The 19,551-nt window shown below is 58.5% G+C and carries 16 protein-coding genes and 2 pseudogenes; 9 read left to right on the top strand and 9 right to left on the bottom strand.

Annotated elements, in window-relative coordinates:
* Positions 1 to 217 precede the first annotated feature (217 nt).
* From I9H09_RS05440 to I9H09_RS05430, 3 genes are all read left to right on the top strand, one after another.
* The gene (locus I9H09_RS05440; protein WP_024671304.1) at positions 218 to 1,114 is read left to right on the top strand and encodes a chemotaxis protein; all 897 of its coding nucleotides are present in this window, start codon (positions 218 to 220) and stop codon (positions 1,112 to 1,114) included.
* Between the two features lie 65 nt (positions 1,115 to 1,179).
* On the top strand, positions 1,180 to 1,653 hold the full coding sequence (locus tag I9H09_RS05435) for a GNAT family N-acetyltransferase (protein ID WP_122347561.1): 474 nt from the start codon (positions 1,180 to 1,182) through the stop codon (positions 1,651 to 1,653).
* Positions 1,654 to 1,768: 115 nt separating this feature from the next.
* On the top strand, positions 1,769 to 2,521 hold the full coding sequence (locus tag I9H09_RS05430) for a YkgJ family cysteine cluster protein (RefSeq protein ID WP_122324481.1): 753 nt from the start codon (positions 1,769 to 1,771) through the stop codon (positions 2,519 to 2,521).
* A 17-nt stretch (positions 2,522 to 2,538) separates the two neighbouring features.
* Here the strand turns inward: I9H09_RS05430 and I9H09_RS05425 are convergent, their stop codons facing one another.
* From I9H09_RS05425 to I9H09_RS05395, 7 genes are all read right to left on the bottom strand, one after another.
* Complete coding sequence (locus tag I9H09_RS05425) at positions 2,539 to 2,763, bottom strand: hypothetical protein (protein WP_005891455.1); 225 nt, start codon at positions 2,761 to 2,763, stop codon at positions 2,539 to 2,541.
* Positions 2,764 to 2,867: 104 nt separating this feature from the next.
* Complete coding sequence (locus I9H09_RS05420) at positions 2,868 to 3,860, bottom strand: fimbrial protein (RefSeq protein WP_053931927.1); 993 nt, start codon at positions 3,858 to 3,860, stop codon at positions 2,868 to 2,870.
* A gap of 1 nt (position 3,861) precedes the next feature.
* Positions 3,862 to 4,644: a fimbrial biogenesis chaperone gene (locus I9H09_RS05415; RefSeq protein WP_122311914.1), complete on the bottom strand. Its 783-nt coding sequence runs from the start codon at positions 4,642 to 4,644 to the stop codon at positions 3,862 to 3,864.
* On the bottom strand, positions 4,641 to 7,184 hold the full coding sequence (locus I9H09_RS05410; protein ID WP_461492140.1) for a fimbria/pilus outer membrane usher protein: 2,544 nt from the start codon (positions 7,182 to 7,184) through the stop codon (positions 4,641 to 4,643). Before I9H09_RS05410 ends, I9H09_RS05415 begins: the two co-directional genes overlap by 4 nt.
* Positions 7,185 to 7,314: 130 nt before the next feature.
* The gene (locus tag I9H09_RS05405) at positions 7,315 to 8,067 is read right to left on the bottom strand and encodes a fimbrial biogenesis chaperone (RefSeq protein ID WP_122324456.1); all 753 of its coding nucleotides are present in this window, start codon (positions 8,065 to 8,067) and stop codon (positions 7,315 to 7,317) included.
* Positions 8,068 to 8,129: 62 nt separating this feature from the next.
* A complete protein-coding gene (locus I9H09_RS05400; protein ID WP_024671310.1) occupies positions 8,130 to 8,714 on the bottom strand; it encodes a fimbrial protein in 585 nt (194 codons plus the stop codon).
* A gap of 361 nt (positions 8,715 to 9,075) precedes the next feature.
* A complete protein-coding gene (locus I9H09_RS05395; protein WP_413038425.1) occupies positions 9,076 to 9,417 on the bottom strand; it encodes a hypothetical protein in 342 nt (113 codons plus the stop codon).
* A gap of 329 nt (positions 9,418 to 9,746) precedes the next feature.
* On the opposite strand from I9H09_RS05395, the gene I9H09_RS05390 reads away from it, so the two are divergent.
* From I9H09_RS05390 to I9H09_RS05370, 5 genes and pseudogenes are all read left to right on the top strand, one after another.
* On the top strand, positions 9,747 to 10,913 hold the full coding sequence (locus I9H09_RS05390) for an efflux RND transporter periplasmic adaptor subunit (RefSeq protein ID WP_055004063.1): 1,167 nt from the start codon (positions 9,747 to 9,749) through the stop codon (positions 10,911 to 10,913).
* On the top strand, positions 10,910 to 14,017 hold the full coding sequence (locus I9H09_RS05385) for a multidrug efflux RND transporter permease subunit (protein ID WP_122324453.1): 3,108 nt from the start codon (positions 10,910 to 10,912) through the stop codon (positions 14,015 to 14,017). Before I9H09_RS05390 ends, I9H09_RS05385 begins: the two co-directional genes overlap by 4 nt.
* 10 nt (positions 14,018 to 14,027) lie before the next feature.
* A pseudogene (locus tag I9H09_RS05380) lies at positions 14,028 to 14,692 on the top strand (heavy metal response regulator transcription factor).
* A complete protein-coding gene (locus I9H09_RS05375) occupies positions 14,682 to 16,046 on the top strand; it encodes a heavy metal sensor histidine kinase (RefSeq protein ID WP_122347554.1) in 1,365 nt (454 codons plus the stop codon). The pseudogene I9H09_RS05380 and the gene I9H09_RS05375 overlap by 11 nt, the downstream one beginning before the upstream one ends.
* 149 nt (positions 16,047 to 16,195) lie before the next feature.
* Positions 16,196 to 17,728: pseudogene (locus I9H09_RS05370) on the top strand (sensor domain-containing diguanylate cyclase).
* 68 nt (positions 17,729 to 17,796) lie between these two features.
* On the opposite strand, the gene I9H09_RS05365 reads toward I9H09_RS05370, so the two are convergent.
* The gene (locus I9H09_RS05365) at positions 17,797 to 18,267 is read right to left on the bottom strand and encodes a PA2169 family four-helix-bundle protein (RefSeq protein WP_122324695.1); all 471 of its coding nucleotides are present in this window, start codon (positions 18,265 to 18,267) and stop codon (positions 17,797 to 17,799) included.
* 219 nt (positions 18,268 to 18,486) lie between these two features.
* Between I9H09_RS05365 and I9H09_RS05360 the strand changes: the two genes are divergently transcribed.
* The gene (locus I9H09_RS05360; RefSeq protein WP_122324696.1) at positions 18,487 to 18,726 is read left to right on the top strand and encodes a DUF3820 family protein; all 240 of its coding nucleotides are present in this window, start codon (positions 18,487 to 18,489) and stop codon (positions 18,724 to 18,726) included.
* Positions 18,727 to 18,859: 133 nt separating this feature from the next.
* Here I9H09_RS05360 and I9H09_RS05355 read toward each other — a convergent pair whose 3' ends face one another.
* The gene (locus I9H09_RS05355; RefSeq protein WP_005891428.1) at positions 18,860 to 19,534 is read right to left on the bottom strand and encodes a bifunctional 4-hydroxy-2-oxoglutarate aldolase/2-dehydro-3-deoxy-phosphogluconate aldolase; all 675 of its coding nucleotides are present in this window, start codon (positions 19,532 to 19,534) and stop codon (positions 18,860 to 18,862) included.
* Positions 19,535 to 19,551: the final 17 nt, after the last annotated feature.

The raw sequence follows: 19,551 nt of genomic DNA, 5'->3' as shown, positions 1-19,551 counted from the left end.
GTCGCACCCCTGTATGGTTTGACGTTCTGGAAACCAAAGTGCCACTATTGGGGCTTGATCTGGAGCAATCGACCACTCGGTCGAGCGCTGCTCTGTGGACGCGGCTTACGGCTGACGGTTAAAAATCCTCAAGCAAGCACGCCACAGGTCGATAACCTGAGATAGAAAGTTGTTTGCCGCTTCCAGGCGACGAAACACCTACAGCCAGAAGGTTAATATGTCCAAGAACGTCCGAGCAGATTCACTTTCGCTGCTCCTCTTCACGTTGCGCAGCGGCAAGCTGATGGCAATCAACCTGCTCAAGGTCAGCGAGATCATCCCCTGCCCTCCCCTGACCCATCTTCCTGAATCGCACCCGCACGTCAAAGGCATCGCGACATTGCGCGGTTCATCGTTGTCGGTCATTGACCTCAGCCGTGCAATCGGCGAGCGTCCGCTGGCCGACCCGGACGGCGGCTGCCTGATTGTCACCGACGTCAGCCGCTCGAAACAGGGCCTGCACGTTCAGGCGGTGAGCAAGATTGTGCATTGCCTGACTACAGACATTCGTCCGCCACCCTACGGGTCCAGCAGCAAGTCGTTCATTACCGGGGTAACCCAGGTCGACGGCGTTCTGGTTCAGGTGCTGGACATCGAAAAAGTCATTCACGGTATTGCCCCGGCGCAGATCGCCGTGCAGTCTACGGAACTGGCGAAGGAAGATGCAGAGGTGCTCGGCAAGGCGCGGATTCTGGTCGTCGACGACAGCCAGGTTGCGCTGCAGCAGTCGATCATCACGCTGCGCAATCTCGGTATCGAATGCCACACGGCTCGTAGCGCCAAAGAAGCGATCGACGTGCTGCTGGATCTGCAGGGAACTGCGCGACAGATCAACGTGGTGGTGTCCGACATCGAAATGTCGGAGATGGATGGCTACGCCCTGACCCGTACACTCAGAGACACACCTGATTTCAGCGACCTTTACATTCTGCTGCATACGTCGCTCGATAGCGCGATGAACAGTGAGAAGTCGCAGATTGCCGGGGCCAACGCTGTCCTGACCAAGTTCTCGTCACCCGAGTTGACCAAATGCCTGATCGAGGCCGCGCGAACGGTAGTCGCTCAAGGGCTCTGATCCCTGAAGCCGCAGCCGAAACACGCACTGACATGACCGATGCATCTGCTGACCACTACTGGTTGATGCGTCGGGATCTCTGCCTACCAATCCCCTCCACGCCCTGGCCTTCGGGTGTCTTGCCCAGCGCACTGACACTTGAGCGCGCGCCAGAAACTCACAGTTTGCTGGCATCGGGTTATCGCACAGGGCAAGGCAGCGTGCCGGATTATCACACCTGGCGGAGCGCATTCGAGCTCGATCCTGAGTTCGATGTGTCGCGGTGTTTTCTGGCCATTTCCGAAGACACAGTCGCAGGGGTGATCATCTGCTGGACCAGCGCCTTCGTCAGAGATCTGGTGGTGCACCCCGAGCTGCGAAACAAGGGCATCGGTTCTGTCTTGCTCAGTCACCTGTTCGCCCATCTGGCCGACCCCACGAATACCCGCGGCGAAGCGGCAGTGGACCTTCACGTGACGGAAAACAATCATGTAGCCCGGCGTCTTTACGAAAAATCAGGCATGTCCTACGTCAGGCGTTTCCCTCTCCCGACTCCCTGACGCTTTCAGCGAACCATACTTCGCTGGCGCACAACTTGCTTCCTGAGCCGTATAAGCCGGACAAATGACTGATAACCGTCATTTGCCGCCTATTCTCGAACGGATCATTGAAGCAATGGACATTAAGTTTTCCTGCGTAGGTTGCGGCGGATGCTGCACTGACCATCACGTGCCCCTCACGCTCGTCGAAGCCGCGCAATGGGCGGCAGACGGCGGCAACGTGATCGTGCTGACCGAAGCGTTTTTGAGTAATGGTTACGGTGTTTCAGAGACGCAACGCAACCATGCTTCCCGGCGCTCGACCGAAGTAGACAGCGGCAATACGACAGCCTTCGTGGCAATCACCTTCGCAGCCTATAACGTCGGACGTTGCCGGAATCTTGACGAAGAAAACCTGTGCCGGATTTACGAGCGCCGACCGCTGGTATGCCGGATTTATCCGATGGAGATCAATCCTCACATTCCGCTACGACCTGAGCTAAAGGGCTGCCCGCCTGAATCGTGGGAACAGGGCCCAGACCTGATCGTCGGCGGCACGCTGGTCGATACCCAACTGGCCAGCCTGATTGAACAATCCCGTCAGGCTGACAGGGACGAGATAGCGGCCAAACAGCTCATATGCCAACGACTGGGCATCCGTACCACTGCGCTCAAGGGCAACGGATTTGTCGCGTACCTGCCTGACATGAAGGCATTCGCTGCCGCCATCGAGCAGCCCGCTGACAGCAACGATGCCGTGACAGAACGCGCAGACTGGGCGTTTCATGTGGCCGGACAGGATGCCTTGGCGGCCTTGCAGCAGGAGGGTGCTGACGTGACAGACCGGGAACCGGCATCCTACTTGTTCATTCCGTTACAGGCGGCCTGAAACCGACAACCCGGATATCAGCGTTTACCCATTGACCTGCGGGTACCGGCCGGGGCCACGCCTGGGGTCTTGTGGTGGCCGTGTTTGTTGGCTTTCTGATGCCAGGCCTGCTCCTTTTTCGCCTGAGCGAACTCCGAAGGCTTGAACGGAAAGCTGAAAGGCGCAATGACCGCCTTCTTTTCAGTGTCTGCAACGGAGTCGGTTGCGGCGTCTTGAACAGGAGTTTGTTCAGGCGTGGTCATGGTGTCACCAGAAAGTCGAATTAGCCGGGCACACGCCCGCGGTCGCGCAGCATACATCAAACGTCCGGCTACCGCGCGAGCCTCCTGTCCAGTCGTTGACGCACTTACTTGTAGAACAGATCCACCATCATCTCCGCACTGAACGGCCCAGGCTGGCGGGGCTTGCCGGTCCAGAACAATCGGGCTTCGAAATTTGCCGTGGCATCCTGGGTTTCGCCCAGCAGATCAGCCAGATGAAAGGCCTCGTTGTACGGCACAGGCTGCCCGCTGACCGCGCTGTTGATCGTGAAACCCACCGAATTGTTGTCGACCGGAACCAGTAAATTGCCCTCCAGAGTGCCCGATACGGGCCGAAAACGTGCGTCGATACTGAAGGGAGATTCACAGGTCCGGCTGGTCGACAGGGAAAAGGGCTGCATAGCCACAGGCTCGTCGATACTCCCCTGAAGCATGGCGACGTCGCCGAAATCCACGTTTTCCGGGAGCACTTTCAGATCGGCATCACACGCCACAAAGCGCAGTCCTCTCATGTTATTGATGACATAACTCAAGCTTCGTCCTGGCGCCGTATTCGGATTTGTCTCGCCGCCCAGTTGAAAAAACCGGTAATCGAGCAGATTGCTCACCACCCCGGAAGGCGGCGTTGCGCCGAACTTCTGGATAAATACGGAAAACGGCAGGCTGAAACGTACCGCAGGGCAATTGTCGAGGGTGCCTCCAGTGCAAACAGGCAGGCGATTACCGGTGCTGATTCGGCCACTGCCTTGCAGATAGTCGGCGCCATTGAGTGTCAGCCCGGCCCTTATGCCCTGACCGATTTCACGATTGTCAGGGTTCAGGTGGATAAAAACCTCTTCGTCGGTCGATTGCGAACCGTCCCGGGTGCATTCGACCTGAACAGCCCTCGGCTCGGAGCGCCATACCACTTCCCCATTAGGCGTCGACTCGGGGATTGCCACCGCACTGTCCAGATCCTCATGAACCTCGGTTTCTCCCGCCCCCTGAGTAGTACAGACCAGCGCGAAAACGGAAGCAGGAGTGAGCATCACCAGCAATAGCAAGGGGCGCAGCCAGAGGCTGGCGGGCAGCAATTTCATATCAGCATTCTTCCTGAAAGACGTTTTTCTCCAGCAGACGAGCCCTGTAGGTCGCCTGCCCGTTCACGCGTACGCAATAGCCTCGCTGACCGCCGTAATCAGTCAGGGCTCCGTACGAAAAAAGAGTATTTGCAGAAGGCAAAAAGCTCTTCGGTAAAACCAGTTGGAAATGTTCGCCAGGCGCAAGCAGCAGGTGATCACTGAACAGAACACCGTCCATGCGCAGGCCTTGCAGCGATGCGTGATAAGGCGTCGGGTTACTGACAGTGAATAAGTGGCTGCCCGCATTGCCAGAGTTCAAGGTCCACAACAGCTTGCCAGCGGTATCGGCCGGATCGCCGTCCAGGTCTGGAGGTCGATAGAACACGTTGATGCGCTGACGCACGGCGATGTTCAGTTGGCGAATACCTTGCTGACGGCGAGGGACTTCCAGCACATAAAGATGCAGCAAGGACTCGCGTTGCTGCGGCATGCCTTGGCCCTGATACAGGACACGCAGCGTCTGACGCCCACCTGCCGTCAGTCTTACCAGTGGCGGAGTGATCGCGAACGGCAGCGATTTGCGCAGATTGTGTGGCGTATCGTCGCTATCTCGCGGATCGCTCAGCCAGGTCTGAAGCAGCGCCTCGCCCTTGCCGCGATTGCGCACTTCAATGAAGACCTCGGGGTCATGCCCGTCAAAGATCAGCCGCGTACCGCTCAATGAAATCGCGCCTCGCGCATCGACACCGCTCGCCAGCAGCGCAATCAGAATCATCGCGCACAGCCCGTTGCTGACGTTCATTGGCAGGCCACGCTGATGCGCTCATAAGCGCGGGCCGGATCTCTGGGAGGCAACGAAAAGATTGCCTGACAGCGTTGATCGGACCAACGTACTAGCAGGCTGCCACTGTCGCGCTCGCTGAGTACCAGCGCCTGACTGCCAGCATCGACCACCGCCAGCGCCCTGCCCTGCTCGTCCTCGACACTGGCACCCAGCGGCACCTTGCTGCCATCTGCACGTACCAGCTCAAACTGGACACGGCGACCTGTTGCAGCCTTGAACCGCACCACAGGAATGGCACCGCGGCGCGGTACGATCTGCGTGATGGCATTTTCCAGGTCCACATCGGCCCCCAGTTGCCGGGTATCGAGGCTGACCCAGTTGGTCCGATAAGCTTGGGCATAAGGTAGAACCGCGTAACCGTTGCCTGAGGTTTCGACGTTACCGAACGACCTCAGTCGAGCGCCGCTGACACCTGGCACCTGAACCAGCGCAAAGGTTTCGCCCAGCGCCTGCCCCAGGTTGATACCCCCGGCATGGGCCACCACCGACCCCGACGCCGACAGGCTTAAGGCATCGTAGTCCCGTCCCTGACTGTACCCGGCTTCAAAGCGGCCGGTCCCGGTGGAAGTGGTGATCTTGCCAGCACCGAAGCTGCCTGAATTGCTGTCCTGACCGGTCTGTACCGAATAGAACGTATCCCGATCCGCCAGTACCTGACCATTCAGCCCGGCCTGAAGGTTGTACGCCCCGGAACTGTCGCGCACGGCATTGAAAGACAAACGCGACGAAGCAGAATTAGACCCAAGCGGCAAGGTCACGCTCAAGGCGACGCGATTGTCAGTGCGCGCCTGGCCACTTCGACCAAAATCCTCGTTGCGCTCGATGGATACACTGTAATTCACGGTATGCCAGGCCGCGTTGTAGGACAGATAAAGCTGTAGCGTCTTGCCCGGCAGGTTCCAGTAACGTTGCTCGGATGCGGTCAGGCTCAGCGAGGCGTCCTGATCAGACAGAATCTGGGTGACGCTGAGCTCGAGTCGATCCCGGGCCAGACCAGTGACCAGCGCCCGACCTTGCGGATCGGTTTCGCTGACGTGCTGACTGAGGGTCCGGTAGTTCTCGGTCGAATAGCGATAACCCGCTATCGCCAATGTCGTATCGGTCGCGTCCAGGGTGTTGGCGTAACGCGCCCGCACGCTCTGGCCGCTGCGGGAGCGTTGCTCCGGTTGACTGACCGAGCGAGTTACATCCAGCGACACCGCGCCCACGCCGGTATTGATACCGACGCCCAGGTTGGCGGCCTGATAATCCTCCGCCAGCTGTAACCCACCGAAACCGGTCGTTCGCTCGGAAAGCCCGTAGATCAAAGCCCCGCTGGTAAACCCCGGCGATGCCTGGCCATCATCGTTGTTGTCGACCTGCCCGACAGCCAGGCTGTAACGCAACGATCCGGAGGGCACCATGATCGGCAAGGACGCGTAGGCCTGGGTGAACGACCTTACGCGCCCGTCAGCTTCAATGACCGAAACCGACAGGTCGCCATTGGAGCCACTGGGGTAGATATCGGTGATTTCAAAAGGCCCGGGCGACACGCTGCCGCTATACAGCAGAAAGCCGTTCTGACGAACTTCCACCGTGGCGTTGGTTTCGGCAATCCCGCGAATGACCGGGGCATAGGACCGTTCACTGTCAGACAGCATGCCCTCATCGGAGGTCAGCGCAGCGCCTTGAAAGCGAACACTGTCGAACACTTGCGCGTCGGTAAATGTTTCCCCTACCGTGAACTGGCTTTTCAACGACGTGACATCGCGCTGCGCAAAGGTGCGGTTGCTGCGGTATCGCCAGGTCTGATGGCTGCCCTGCGCCAGTGAAGACTCGTTGCGCAGTCGCCAGGCCCCCAGGTTCAGGCCATTGCGCAGCCCCATATAATACTGATGTGTCGCCAGACCTTTGTTACGGCGCCTGTTGCCATTGAAGTTGTAATTGACGAATGCCGCCGTCGCGCCTTGCTGCCATAGTTCAGGAGACACATAACCACGGGCGCCCCGCGCCATGACGGCTTGCGGCACACTGATAGCAAGTCGCAGCGCACCGGGCTGATAATCGACACGCGCAAACCCGACCCGTGCAGGAAGGTCGAAACAGGCCTGATCAGCCTCGGTAGTGTCGGGCAGACGACTCAGGTCCAGACCCAGACTGTTCAACAGCTCAAGCGACAGGCAAGGTTCAACAAGACCGGACACACTGTTTTTCGAAAAAGTGATATCGCGTCTGCCACTCAATGTTCGGTTGACGTAGATATCAACCCGATAAGTACCGGGCAATACGCTGCTGGTACGCAAGAACGCCTGCAGGTCTGGAGGCTGATCGCTGCCCTGAATGAACGCCGTATTGAACCTGACAGGCTCATCGCCACGGGAAACCTCGGGCTGGGCCGCGAACACATTGATCGAAGCCATTAACGTCAACCCCATGCAGATATGCAAATGACAGCGTCCGGGGAGAGGGAACGCTAACGCTGCGATAGCCCCTTTATGATCTTTCTTGCGCCATTCCATAGCGGTCTTCACTCTACTTCGGCTGTTTCGCGCGCCGCGCAATCCTTTTGCGCAGGCGCAGGTCTGCCGGGCCGACATATCGCGTAAGCCCAACGGTTTGAATAGTGAAAGCTGCTGACTGCGCGTCAGGTTATCGGGATAACACCTTGTTCGCGTAGCCGGGTTGTTGATTAAACAACGTTGCCTGATAAGGCACTTGTCCACCGTAGTCATTGATACTGACGAACTTCAGTACCCAAGGGGCGGTACCGGAATTGCGCAGCAACGGAATAGTCAGGCGTTGAAGCGGCGCCAGCATCTGACTGTCGATAACCGCCAGTTCAGTACCTTGCCGGTGCAGAGAGATACCGAGCATGGACACATGATAAGGCCCCGGGTTTACGACCGACAGGTTGTCAGAATCACTGAGTTGCCACTGCAACTTTTCGGGCGCCTGCTGTGGGTCGCCCACTAACCCGTCGGGCCGGAAAAATACTTTTATTCGCTGGCGTATCGCAATCTGCAACGTGTTCAACGCTGCGGCTTGAGGTATTTCCTGAACATTGAGCCACAGCACCGACTCACGGTCCGTCGGCATATCCGCCCCCGAGTAAATGATGCGCACGAGTTGCCGCCCGCCTCCCGCCATACGTGTCAACGGCGGTGTCACAATAAACGGCACATGCGATGCGCTTTCTTGATGAGCACTTTCCGGCGTCGGCGACTCAAGCCAGGACTGCAAGAGAATTTCGCCGCTGCCGCTGTTATGAACCCCCAGGCTGACTTCCTTTTCATTGCCCTGATAAATGACGCGCGTGGTATTCAACACGATGCCTGCCTGCGCGGAGACAACCGACAACAGCAGCACCGTGAGTATCACGCAGCGCGATAAGTAACCCGACATACTAACGTTCGCCTTGATTCGATAAAGAACAAGGCGGGCAGCGCCCGCCCTGCCCGACACTGTTACTCGTAATCCAGCACGAACGGCATGAAACCGTCAGCGTTACCCGGATTGGTCGGGGTGCCGTTAAGCACGTACACCGCGCCAAAATTGATTTCTGCGGTCGCCCCGCTGGCACTTTCCTTGACCAGCGTGGTGTCGATGGTTTCGCCGCCGCTCAGGTCCATCAGTACGTTGGAAGCATTGAGCAGGCCGATACCCACACCGTCCGCCGCCCCGGTGGTACGCAGAAGTTTGGCGTCGTTATTATCCAGACCGCTGCCATTACGGGCAGTGAGGCGCATTTTCACCATGTTGTACTGGTCGGCGCCCGCGCTGCAGTTGACCAGCAACTGAATAGGCGATGCTGTTTCAAAGCGACTTTCGCTGGAGAGACCAATGTCCGAGAAAGAGACGTTGCCCAGGTCGACATTTATTTCACCCGCTCCAGAGCCGGCCGTGACGCCCGTGCCCGGTCCCACATCGCAAGAGATATTGGTCAGTGTCCCGCTGAACACCAGTTTACCGTTGTTGGCAGCGTTGGCGGTGCCCGCCATCCCAAGACCCATGACGCCCAGAACTGCCAATGTAAGAGAAAGCTTTTTCATGCTAACGACCTTCCTTGTGTTATGTCGTGTGTGCCCACTATCGGACGCCAATCACTATAAAGATCGCGCTCTTTGATCGCTGTCAGGGTAATAACTTTTGCCCCGCAGACAATGCAACATATTGCGCAGGATGGGTCTGTAGGAATAACGACAAGTCGTTCGCAGGCCGCGATAAACAAGGGCATCAAGCAACAGCAGACGGAAAAGGTCAGCCTGCTGTTTGCGGCTGCACTTCATTGACGGTCATGGCAGGAGTGTTATCGGCAAGCGTATATAAGGGACGCTCGAATCAAGCTTTGAACTGTCCCGCGCTGACGCGAGACAGTTAGCAAGAGAAAAACATACAGCGAACACCGACTGCTTATTGGTAGTTCAGGGTAATCACGGCAGCGCGGCCCTGTGACGACGTTCCGTCAGGCTTGAGTGTGTCAGGCAAGACTTGATAATACGCAACGAATGGAACAGCGTAGGCGGTGCATGCATTACCGTCCGTGCTGACGTATACATCAATGCCCGGTGCAACTTCGAGCATACGAGTGCGGGCGGCAGCGGCATGCCCGTCAGGACGTGAAACCTGACAACTGCTGTTGACGATACTGCCGTGCAGGCTAAGCATGCCGTCTTTTGCCGAAGAGACCGACGGCGCAACCATTAACGGCAGCGTTAGCACTGCTGCCAGCAGGCCTTTAGGGCGAGTCAACATGTTCAACATTACTTTCCAGCCTGATTTTTCACGTCTCATGGCGTACCCCACTCACAGGATCATCTATCGAGTTAAGTTGGCGGGAGAATCAGCTGTCAGAAGTTTTCCCGATGCAGGTAGGAATTGCCCTAGGACTTTATAAACATCTGGACAAATCGCCCTTCAACAAATATATCGTCTGCTGTCTGCATTTCTTGACCGAGTACCACACCCGTGGAGCGCTTTCTGACAAACCTGACAGCTGAAAGTCATTCTGCTGACCGTGTTTGCAGGCTATAAGTAAGCGATAAAGACATCATTCCCACAGCGACCTTTGGCGTTTTCTTCACATGCGCAGACAGACCCTGACCGTCTCCCTTGTTGTACTGCTGGTAGTGTGCGCCGCCGTGGCCGGCTGGAAGCTGACACGCTCGACCACAATCCCCAGGCATATTGCTGCGGCGGTGCCGGTCAAGGTGATCACCGTAAGTGTCGAAGACGTACCGCGCTTCGTGACGGGTATCGGATCGGTGCTGTCACTGCAGAGTGTCGTGATCCGCCCCCAGGTCGATGGCGTGCTGACTCGCGTGCTGGTCAAAGAGGGTCAACAGGTGAAGGCTGGCGAGCTGCTGGCGACACTGGATGATCGCTCCATTCGCGCCGCGCTGGAGCAATCACGCGCACAACTTGCGCAAAGCAAGGCACAACTGGACGTCGCGCAACTGGACCTCAAGCGCTACCGTCAGCTCACCGAAGACAACGGCATCTCGCGACAGACCTTTGATCAGCAACAGGCTCTGGTCAAGCAACTGGCTGCCACGGCGCTGGGCAATGAGGCCAGCATCAACGCCGCGCAAGTACAGCTTTCCTACACCCAGATTCGCTCACCGGTCGCGGGACGTGTCGGTATTCGCAATGTCGATGAGGGCAATTTCCTGCGTGTCAGCGACGCCAACGGGCTGTTTTCGGTGACGCAGATCGATCCGATTGCGGTGGAGTTCTCCCTGCCCCAGCAGATGTTGCCCACGCTGCAGGGGCTGGTTGCCGAGCACACGGCGGCAGCGGTCAAAGCCTATCAGGGCGACGGTGCAGCCAACGGCCTGCTGTTGGGCGAAGGCACACTTTCGCTGATCGACAACCAAGTGTCGGCAACCACCGGCACGATCCGCGCCAAGGCGCAATTCAAAAATCCCGGCGAGCAGCTCTGGCCCGGGCAACTGGTCACCGTGAAGATCCAGACCGGCATCGAACTCAACTCGCTCAAGGTGCCACCACAGGTGGTGCAGCGTGGCATTGACCAGCATTTCGTCTACCGGGTCATTGCCGACAACAAGGTGGAGGTCGTGCCGGTCAAAGTGCTTTATCAGGACAGTGAGCAGACATTGATCAGCGGACCTCAGGCGGGCGACGTTCTGGTCAGCGACGGGCAGTCGCGGCTGAGGCCTGGCGCGACTGTCGAAGTGGTCGGCGCCCCGACAGCGGAAGTGGCAAGCGCGCAAGCGGACCGAGCACCATGACGGGCCGCGGCTCGGTCTCGGCCTGGTGTATCGACCACCCGGTCGCCACGCTGTTATTGACCTTTGCAATCGTGCTGCTGGGCGTCATTGCCTTTCCGCGCTTGCCGATTGCGCCATTGCCGGAAGCGGAATTCCCGACCATTCAGATTACCGCGCAGCTCCCCGGTGCCAGCCCGGAGACCATGGCCTCCTCGGTAGCTACACCGCTTGAAGTGCAGTTCAGCGCGATACCCGGTATGACCCAAATGACTTCTAGCAGCGCACTGGGCTCCACCAACCTGACCCTGCAATTCACGCTGAACAAGAGCATCGATACAGCTGCTCAGGAAGTCCAGGCCGCGATCAATACCGCTGCGGGCCGCCTGCCAGCCGACATGCCCAGCCTGCCAACCTGGCGCAAGGTCAACCCGGCTGACAGTCCGGTACTGATTCTGAGTGTGAGCTCCAGCCTGATGCCGGGGACCGACCTGAGCGATGTCACCGAAACCATCCTGGCGCGTCAGCTCAGTCAGATCGAGGGCGTCGGTCAGGTCTACATCACCGGTCAGCAACGTCCCGCAATCCGGGTGCAGGCTGCACCGGAAAAACTCGCTGCGCTGGGCCTGACCCTGGCAGACATCCGCCTTGCCGTGCAGCAGACCAGCTTGAACCTGGCCAAAGGCGCCCTGTATGGCAAGGACAGTATTTCGACCCTGTCTTCCAACGACCAACTGTTCAAACCGCAGGACTACGCGCAACTGATCGTCTCGTACAAGAACGGTGCTCCGGTGCAGTTGAAGGACGTTGCGCGGGTTGTGGCAGGCTCTGAAAATGCTTACGTCAAGGCGTGGTCTGGCGATCAGCAAGGCGTCAATATCGCCATATTTCGTCAACCCGGCGCCAATATCGTCGAAACCGTCGACCGCATCCAGCGCGAACTGCCGCGCTTGCAGGAAATGCTGCCTGCAGCGGTGGACGTTTCGGTGCTCAACGACCGTACCCGGACTATCCGGGCGTCGCTGCACGAAGTGGAACTGACCCTGCTGATTGCAGTGTTGCTGGTGGTCGCCGTCATGGCGTTGTTTCTGCGCCAGCTGTCGGCCACGCTGATCGTCAGTGCGGTACTCGGCGTCTCGCTGATCGCCAGCTTCGCGATGATGTACCTGTTCGGCTTCAGCCTTAACAACCTGACGCTGGTGGCCATCGTGGTCGCAGTCGGTTTCGTGGTGGATGACGCCATCGTTGTGGTGGAAAACATTCATCGTCATCTCGAAGCCGGACAAGGCATGCGCGAGGCGGCCATCAAAGGCTCCGGGGAAATCGGCTTTACCGTGGTGTCGATCAGTTTCTCGCTGGTGGCCGCGTTCATTCCGTTGCTGTTCATGGGGGGCGTGGTCGGACGGCTGTTCAAGGAATTCGCGCTGACCGCCACGGCGACCATTCTGATCTCGGTCGTGGTCTCTCTGACCCTAGCCCCGACGCTCGCAGCGTTGTTCATGCGCGCACCCACGCACCACCCGCACCAGAAGCCGGGGTTCGGCGAACGCTTGCTCGCGGCCTACGAACGGGGCCTGCGCAAGGCGTTGGCGCACCAGCGGTTGATGCTTGGCGTATTCGGCCTGACCCTCGCACTGGCAGTGGTGGGCTACGTTCTTATTCCCAAAGGGTTCTTCCCGGTCCAGGACACCGCTTTTGCGCTGGGTACCAGTGAGGCCGCTGCGGATATTTCCTACCCGGACATGGTGGAAAAGCATCTGCAACTGGCAAAGATCGTCGGTGCAGACCCTGCGGTGTTGGCGTTCTCTCATTCGGTGGGTGTATCTGGCAGCAACCAGACCATCGCCAATGGCCGCTTCTGGATTTCGCTCAAACCGCGGTCCGAGCGCGATGTCTCGGTCAGTGAATTCATTGACCGCCTGCGTCCCAAGCTGGCGAAAGTCCCCGGCATCGTTCTGTACCTGCGCGCTGGGCAGGACATCAACCTCAGCTCCGGCCCTAGCCGCAGCCAATATCAGTACGTGCTCAAAAGCAATGACGGCGCCCTGCTGACCACCTGGACCGAACGCCTGACCGAGAAACTGCGCAGCAACCCGGCATTTCGCGACATGTCCAACGACTTGCAACTGGGCGGCAGCGTGACCCACATCGATATCGACCGCAGCGCTGCCGCACGTTTCGGCCTGACCATTGCCGACGTCGATCAGGCTCTTTACGATGCATTCGGACAGCGGCAGATCAGCGAATACCAGACTGAGGTCAACCAGTACAAGGTCATCCTGGAACTCGACGCCCAGCAGCGTGGCAAGGCCGAAAGCCTGGCCTACTTTTACCTGCGCTCGCCGCTGACCAACGAAATGGTGCCCCTGTCGGCGCTGGCCAAGGTCAGTGCTCCGCGCATGGGGCCATTGTCGATCAGTCACGACGGGATGTTCCCCGCCGCAAACCTGTCGTTCAACCTGGCATCGGGCGTCGCGCTGGGCGACGCAGTGCGCATGCTCGATCAAGCCAAGAACGAGATCGGCATGCCCGCCTCGATCATCGGCAGCTTCCAGGGCGCGGCGCAGGCTTTTCAGAGCTCTCTGGCCAATCAGCCGTGGCTGATCCTCGCCGCACTGGTGGCGGTGTATATCATTCTTGGCGTGCTTTACGAGAGTTTCGTCCACCCGCTGACGATCATTTCCACCCTGCCCTCGGCGGGTATCGGCGCACTGTTACTGTTGTGGCTGATGGGTCAGGACTTTTCGATCATGGCACTGATCGGCGTGGTGCTGTTGATCGGCATCGTCAAGAAGAACGGCATTCTGCTGGTGGATTTCGCGTTGCAGGCGCAACGCGAGCAAGGCCTCTCGCCGCAGGACGCCATTTACGAAGCCTGCATCACGCGCTTCCGACCGATTATCATGACCACCCTCGCGGCCCTGCTCGGCGCGTTGCCGCTGATGCTGGGTTTCGGGGTCGGGGCCGAGTTGCGCCAGCCCTTAGGGATTGCCGTAGTGGGCGGTCTGCTGGTAAGCCAGATGCTGACGCTGTTCACCACGCCGGTCATCTACCTGCAGCTGGAGCGGCTGTTCCATCGACGCCAACCTGCGCCCGCCGCCGTACCGGCACCGGCCCTGCACAAGTGAGAGTCGCCCGATGCGCGTGCTGATTATCGAAGACGAAGAGAAAACCGCAGACTACCTGCGCCGCGGCCTGACCGAACAGGGCTACACCGTTGATGTGGCGCGCGACGGTATCGAAGGCCTGCACCTGGCGCTGGAGAATGACCACGCCATCATCATTCTCGACGTGATGCTGCCAGGCCTCGATGGTTTCGGCGTACTGCGTGCATTACGCGCGCGCAAGCAGACGCCTGTCATCATGCTGACCGCTCGCGAGCAGGTCGATGCCTGCGCGAAGGAGCTGATGACTATCTCGGCAAGCCGTTTTCGTTTCTGGAGCTGGTCGCCCGCCTGCAAGCACTGACCCGCCGCAGCGGTGGCCACGAGCCGGTGCAGATCACCATCGCCGACTTGTGGATAGACCTGATCAGCCGCAAGGCGACACGCGCGGGGATGCGCCTGGACCTGACCGCCAAGGAGTTCTCGCTGCTGAGTGTTCTGGCCAGACGTCAGGGCGACATCCTCTCCAAGACGTCTATCGCCGAGATGGTTTGGGACATCAATTTCGACAGCGACACCAATGTGGTCGAAGTCGCCATCAAGCGCCTGCGTGCCAAGCTCGACGGCCCGCACGAACACAAGCTGCTGCACACCATTCGCGGCATGGGCTACGTGTTGGAGAACCGCAGTGCGGGCTGACTCGATCGCCCTGCGCCTCAGCGGATTGTTCGCGCTGGTCGCTCTGTCGGTATTCATGCTAATTGGCTGGGCCTTGTACCTGCAGGTCGACAAGAGCCTGGATCTGCTGCCTCGCGCCGAGGTCGATGCACGCTACAGCGTGCTGGAATCAGCGGTAGGGCGTTACGGCAATCCCGAGCATTGGGGCAAGATCAAGGCAAAACTGAAGTTGCTCAGTGAGGAAGACAAGCGCCTGCGTTTCTGGGTGGTCAGCGACGATCCGGTTTATGAGTTCGGCAATCCTGGTGCTGATATTCGTCGATTCGCGCAGGGGCCGCCGGGCATGCACGACCTGAAACTGGCAGACCACCCTTTTGCCTTCAAAGTGCTGGTCAGCGAGTTCCCGCCCAAGGAGCAACGCCCGGCACTGCGCTTTCTGACGGCTATCGATACCGAGACGTTCTGGCACACCCAGCACTCACTGCTGGTTGCGCTGATCAGCCTGGCCACCCTTGGCGTTCTGCTGGCTTCGGTACTCGGTTACTGGGTCGCACGCATCGGCCTGCGCCCGTTGACCACGCTTTCGGAGGAAGTCCAGAAGCTGGCGCCGCCGCGTCTTTCCGGGCGTCTGCAGCTTTCGCCATTGCCTCCCGAGCTTGAACAGTTCGTCGCCTCTTTCAACTCGACGCTGGAGCGCGTCGAGCAAGCCTACTCGCGGCTGGAGTCATTCAACGCCGACGTGGCGCACGAGCTTCGCTCGCCTTTGACCAATCTGATCGGCCAGACCCAGGTGGCGCTGACCCGTGGCCGTTCTGCGGAGCATTATTTCGAGGTGCTTCAATCCAATCTCGAAGAGCTAGAGCGGCTGCGCTCGATCATTAATGACATGCTGTTCCTGGCCAGCGCCGATCAGGGCACCAGGGTCAAGGCGCTGACCTGCGCGTCGCTGGCTGAAGAGGTGGCCACAACCCTTGATTATCTGGATTTCATTCTGGAAGACGCGCAGGTTCGGGTGGATGTTCAGGGCGATGCCAGCGCACCGATCGAGAAAGCTCATCTGCGCCGCGCCTTGATCAATCTGCTCCACAACGCTGTGCAGCACACCGCCGCCGGGCAAGTCATTGACGTCACTATCGAATCGCATGCCGGGTACGTCAGCATCGCCGTCAGCAACCCGGGCCTGCAGATTGCCGAAGAACATCTGCCCAGGCTGTTCGAACGCTTCTACCGGGTAGACGCCTCGCGCAGCAACAGTGGCGCCAATCATGGTCTGGGACTGGCCATCGTCAAGGCGATTGCATTGATGCACGGCGGCACAGTCTTCGTGAGCAGCCATCAGGGCACCAATACATTCGGCCTTCAACTTCCTCGCTGACGCCCCGCTGTACGCCGCCTGAATATATTCGTGTTGCCGTCTTATAAGAATGCAGGCGACATGTTATATAGCCTGCTCTATACTCAGCCGAAACAATTTTCTCCGACTCTGTCACTTCCCAGCACCTTTTCCTGCAGGTAAAGCAACCGATGATGTTGTCTGCGTCCTCTCGGCCGGACCGGCCCAACTGGCCTCGCCCTGAGCTCATGTTGATCCTCGGCAGCTTGCTGGCGATGCTTGCCATCCTCGCCATTGTTGCGTCGCTGTTGCTCCGGGAGCGTGAAGACGCCGCGCAGACTGCGGCGCGTGCGGCGGCCAACATCGTGCAACTGATTGACGCAGACGTCATGCACAACGCAGAACTTTACGACTCTTCCCTGCAAGGCATGATCAGCAGCTGGCAGCGCCCGGACATAAAGAATCTGTCGCCAGAGCTTCGCCAGCTTGTACTGTTTGATCGCTCCACGGCCGCCTCCTACAAGGGCGACCTGGTCCTGCTCGACAACAAGGGCAACCTGTTGGCCGACTCGCTATCAGTCACGCCGCGTGACGATAACTTCTCTGACCGTGCGTATTTCAAAGATCATGCTGCGGACCCGTCGCCGGACCTTCACGTCAGCACGCCTTATAAAACCCGCTGGGGCTACAAGGACTGGTGCATCAGCTTCAGCCGACGCATTTCAGGCCCGCACGGCGAGTTCTAGGGAATCGCCAGCGCGGCCATGCGCCTGATATATTTCAAACACTTGTTCATGAGCCAGAACCTGGGCGCAGGCAGCAGCATCAATCTGATCAATGCCAACGGCATTCTGATCGTGCGCTACCCCGACCTTGAGGGTCAGGACCTGATCGGCAAGGACTACAGCCATACGGCCAACTTCCAGCGCATTCTCAAGGAAGGCGATGGCAGTTTCACTGGCATATCGTCTCAACTGAATGCGCCTCGCCTGTACACGTTCTCGCGAGTGGGCACTCTTCCACTGGTCGTAGTGATTGGCCAGTCCGAAGAAGCGGTCTATGCCGTCTGGACACGCAACGCATGGCTGGTCGCAACGGCAACCGGCGTGTTGTGCATAGGGATTCTATGGCTGACCTGGCTGCTGTCTCGCGAACTGCGACGCCGCCGTCGTGCCGAAGATGCGCTGGCAGATCTGGCCGCAACTGACGGTCTGACCGGGCTGGACAATCGCCGCCAGCTTGACGAAGCCATGGAAACCGAATGGGCGCGTGCGCAACGTTCGGGCAAGCGCCTTTCGCTGTTGATGATCGACGTCGATCATTTCAAGGCATTCAACGAGCGCCATGGTCATCAAGGTGGCGACGAGGCCTTGAGGCTGATTGCGCAGACTATTGCTCTTAATATCCGTAGGCCAGGTGACCGTCTGGCGCGGTATGGCGGCGAGGAATTTGTGGTGGTGCTGCCGGAAACCGATGTCACCGGGGCCATGATCATCGCGCAAAACATCCGCCGCTCGGTTGAATCACTGCCGCTGTTCAAGAATGCGGAGCACTCGTTAACGGTGAGCATCGGCGTTGCTTCGGGGATCGTTCGCCAAGGCGACAAGCTGGAGACGTTTTTCGGCATTGCCGACAAGGCGCTTTACCGGGCCAAGAACAATGGTCGTAACCGGGTAGAACAGTGGGCAGCCGCTTCCGATTCGGAGACCCCAAACAAAGCCTGACAAGTTTTGTGCAGGCATAAAAAAACGCCAGACTGGCTGGCGTTTTTCGTCACCGCAAGGGCATCGAATTACGATGCGGCGCGGGCTGCGTCACGCAGAGCTTTGACTTCGTCGTGGTTCTTCAGAACGCCTTCATGCTGCTTCTTGATCACAGCGATAACGTCTGGGGAAACGCCTTTCTCAGTCGCCTTCTCGATAGCCTTGCTATAGGCTTTCTTGGCGACGTCTTCGCCGCGCTCTACTTCTTCCAGTACGGCTTTGTCATCGTTGCTGGTGAAAGCAGTTTTCAGCTTTACCCATGCCTGATGCACGTCAGCCGATACGCTGGTGGAGTCTTCCGGCTTGCCACCCAACTGGTTTACATGCCGCTGCAGTTCGCCAACAGCAGTGGCAACCTCACCGGCACGACGAGCCAGAAACTCCTTCACCTTTGGGTTCTTGGCGTTCTGGGCTGCGGTTTCGAAGCCTTCTTTGCCGTCGATGCTGGTTTCGATCAGGTCATTCAGGATAGAGATCGTTTCTTTGTTGATATCAGTCATTTGATAATTTCCTAATGGCAGGTTGATACGAAAATTGCTTCTGCCTAGAAGATTGCAGTCGTCATGCCAGTTTTTTAAAAATTATTTTCATTTGAAATTCAGTAACTTACGAAATTTTCACATCTCCTTTATCGTGATATCTGCATGAACTGTCATTTGGCCTGCATGCAGAATGCACGTATCGTTCACGTCAAGATGAATGAACAGAGCCAACCCCACATGAATCCCGAAAAACTCAAATTGCTGGTCACTCAGGAAATGCCGTTCGGCAAATACAAGGGACGACTCATCGCCGACCTGCCTGGGCATTATTTGAACTGGTTCGCGCGGGAAGGCTTTCCCAAAGGAGAATTGGGCGGTCTGCTGGCGCTGATGCAGGAAATCGATCACAACGGCCTGAGCGCGCTGTTGGACCCGTTACGCACGCGTCCGCGGCAGTCGTTCAAGGACAGGGTATAAAGAAGAGAACGGTCTAGCCGGAAAAAATCGGTGCTCCGGACCAGGGAGCACCGCAAAGCCATACAACCAACAACAACTTCTTTGTCAGGGCCAGCAGCGTGGCTGCCCCCCGAAAAGCTTTCGATCAGAAAAATCAGTCAAACAACGCCAGTGCCTGAGCGGTGGCTTCCTGAATGCGACCCCAGTCGCCGTTCTTGACCCAGGCGTTGTCGATCATCCATGTCCCGCCCACGCACATGACGTTAGGCAAGGCCATGTAGCTCTTGAGGTTCTGCTCGTTGACGCCGCCGGTCGGGCAGAAGCGCACCTCATTGAATGGCGCGCCGAGCGCCTTGATAGCCGCCACACCGCCGCTGATCTCGGCCGGAAACAGCTTGAAGCGACGATAGCCCATAGCGTAGCCAATCATGATCTCCGACGCACTGCTGATGCCTGGCAGCAAGGGCAGCGGGCTGTCGAGCGCCGCCTGCAGAAGCTCCTGGGTGCTGCCGGGGGTCACGATGAACTGCGAACCCGCCGCCTCGGCGTCAGCCAGCATTTTGCAGTCCAGAATGGTCCCTGCCCCCACGCACAGTTCAGGACGCTGTTCACGCAAAATGCGAATGGCGCTCAGACCGAACGCCGAGCGCAGGGTAATTTCCAGAGCAGTCATGCCGCCAGCGGCCAGGGCGTCGGCCAAAGGCAATACATCCTGATCACGTGCAATAGTGATGACCGGCAGAATCTTCGCCTTGGCGCAAAGTTCGTCGATCACGGCAATCTTGTTCGCCATGCTGGTGAGCGGCTGATTATTTTCGTTCTGTGTCATGGCGACGGTTCCTTTGC

The sequence above is a fragment of the Pseudomonas tremae genome (genome assembly GCF_023278125.1).
Lineage (GTDB): Bacteria > Pseudomonadota > Gammaproteobacteria > Pseudomonadales > Pseudomonadaceae > Aquipseudomonas > Aquipseudomonas tremae.
The sequence above is the reverse complement of the archived record's forward strand: the minus strand, read 5'-3'. Positions and strand labels throughout refer to the sequence as shown.

Excerpts from the sequence above, each read along its gene's own strand:
- I9H09_RS05355 (WP_005891428.1), bottom strand. The coding sequence starts at position 19,534 with ATGACACAGAACGAAAATAATCAGCCGCTCACCAGCATGGCGAACAAG.
- I9H09_RS05415 (WP_122311914.1), bottom strand. The coding sequence starts at position 4,644 with ATGAACGTCAGCAACGGGCTGTGCGCGATGATTCTGATTGCGCTGCTG.
- I9H09_RS05420 (WP_053931927.1), bottom strand. The coding sequence starts at position 3,860 with ATGAAATTGCTGCCCGCCAGCCTCTGGCTGCGCCCCTTGCTATTGCTG.
- I9H09_RS05390 (WP_055004063.1), top strand. The coding sequence starts at position 9,747 with ATGCGCAGACAGACCCTGACCGTCTCCCTTGTTGTACTGCTGGTAGTG.
- I9H09_RS05435 (WP_122347561.1), top strand. The coding sequence starts at position 1,180 with ATGCGTCGGGATCTCTGCCTACCAATCCCCTCCACGCCCTGGCCTTCG.
- I9H09_RS05440 (WP_024671304.1), top strand. The coding sequence starts at position 218 with ATGTCCAAGAACGTCCGAGCAGATTCACTTTCGCTGCTCCTCTTCACG.
- I9H09_RS05430 (WP_122324481.1), top strand. The coding sequence starts at position 1,769 with ATGGACATTAAGTTTTCCTGCGTAGGTTGCGGCGGATGCTGCACTGAC.
- I9H09_RS05410 (WP_461492140.1), bottom strand. The coding sequence starts at position 7,184 with ATGGAATGGCGCAAGAAAGATCATAAAGGGGCTATCGCAGCGTTAGCG.
- I9H09_RS05400 (WP_024671310.1), bottom strand. The coding sequence starts at position 8,714 with ATGAAAAAGCTTTCTCTTACATTGGCAGTTCTGGGCGTCATGGGTCTT.
- I9H09_RS05360 (WP_122324696.1), top strand. The coding sequence starts at position 18,487 with ATGAATCCCGAAAAACTCAAATTGCTGGTCACTCAGGAAATGCCGTTC.
- I9H09_RS05385 (WP_122324453.1), top strand. The coding sequence starts at position 10,910 with ATGACGGGCCGCGGCTCGGTCTCGGCCTGGTGTATCGACCACCCGGTC.
- I9H09_RS05405 (WP_122324456.1), bottom strand. The coding sequence starts at position 8,067 with ATGTCGGGTTACTTATCGCGCTGCGTGATACTCACGGTGCTGCTGTTG.
- I9H09_RS05425 (WP_005891455.1), bottom strand. The coding sequence starts at position 2,763 with ATGACCACGCCTGAACAAACTCCTGTTCAAGACGCCGCAACCGACTCC.
- I9H09_RS05365 (WP_122324695.1), bottom strand. The coding sequence starts at position 18,267 with ATGACTGATATCAACAAAGAAACGATCTCTATCCTGAATGACCTGATC.
- I9H09_RS05395 (WP_413038425.1), bottom strand. The coding sequence starts at position 9,417 with ATGTTGACTCGCCCTAAAGGCCTGCTGGCAGCAGTGCTAACGCTGCCG.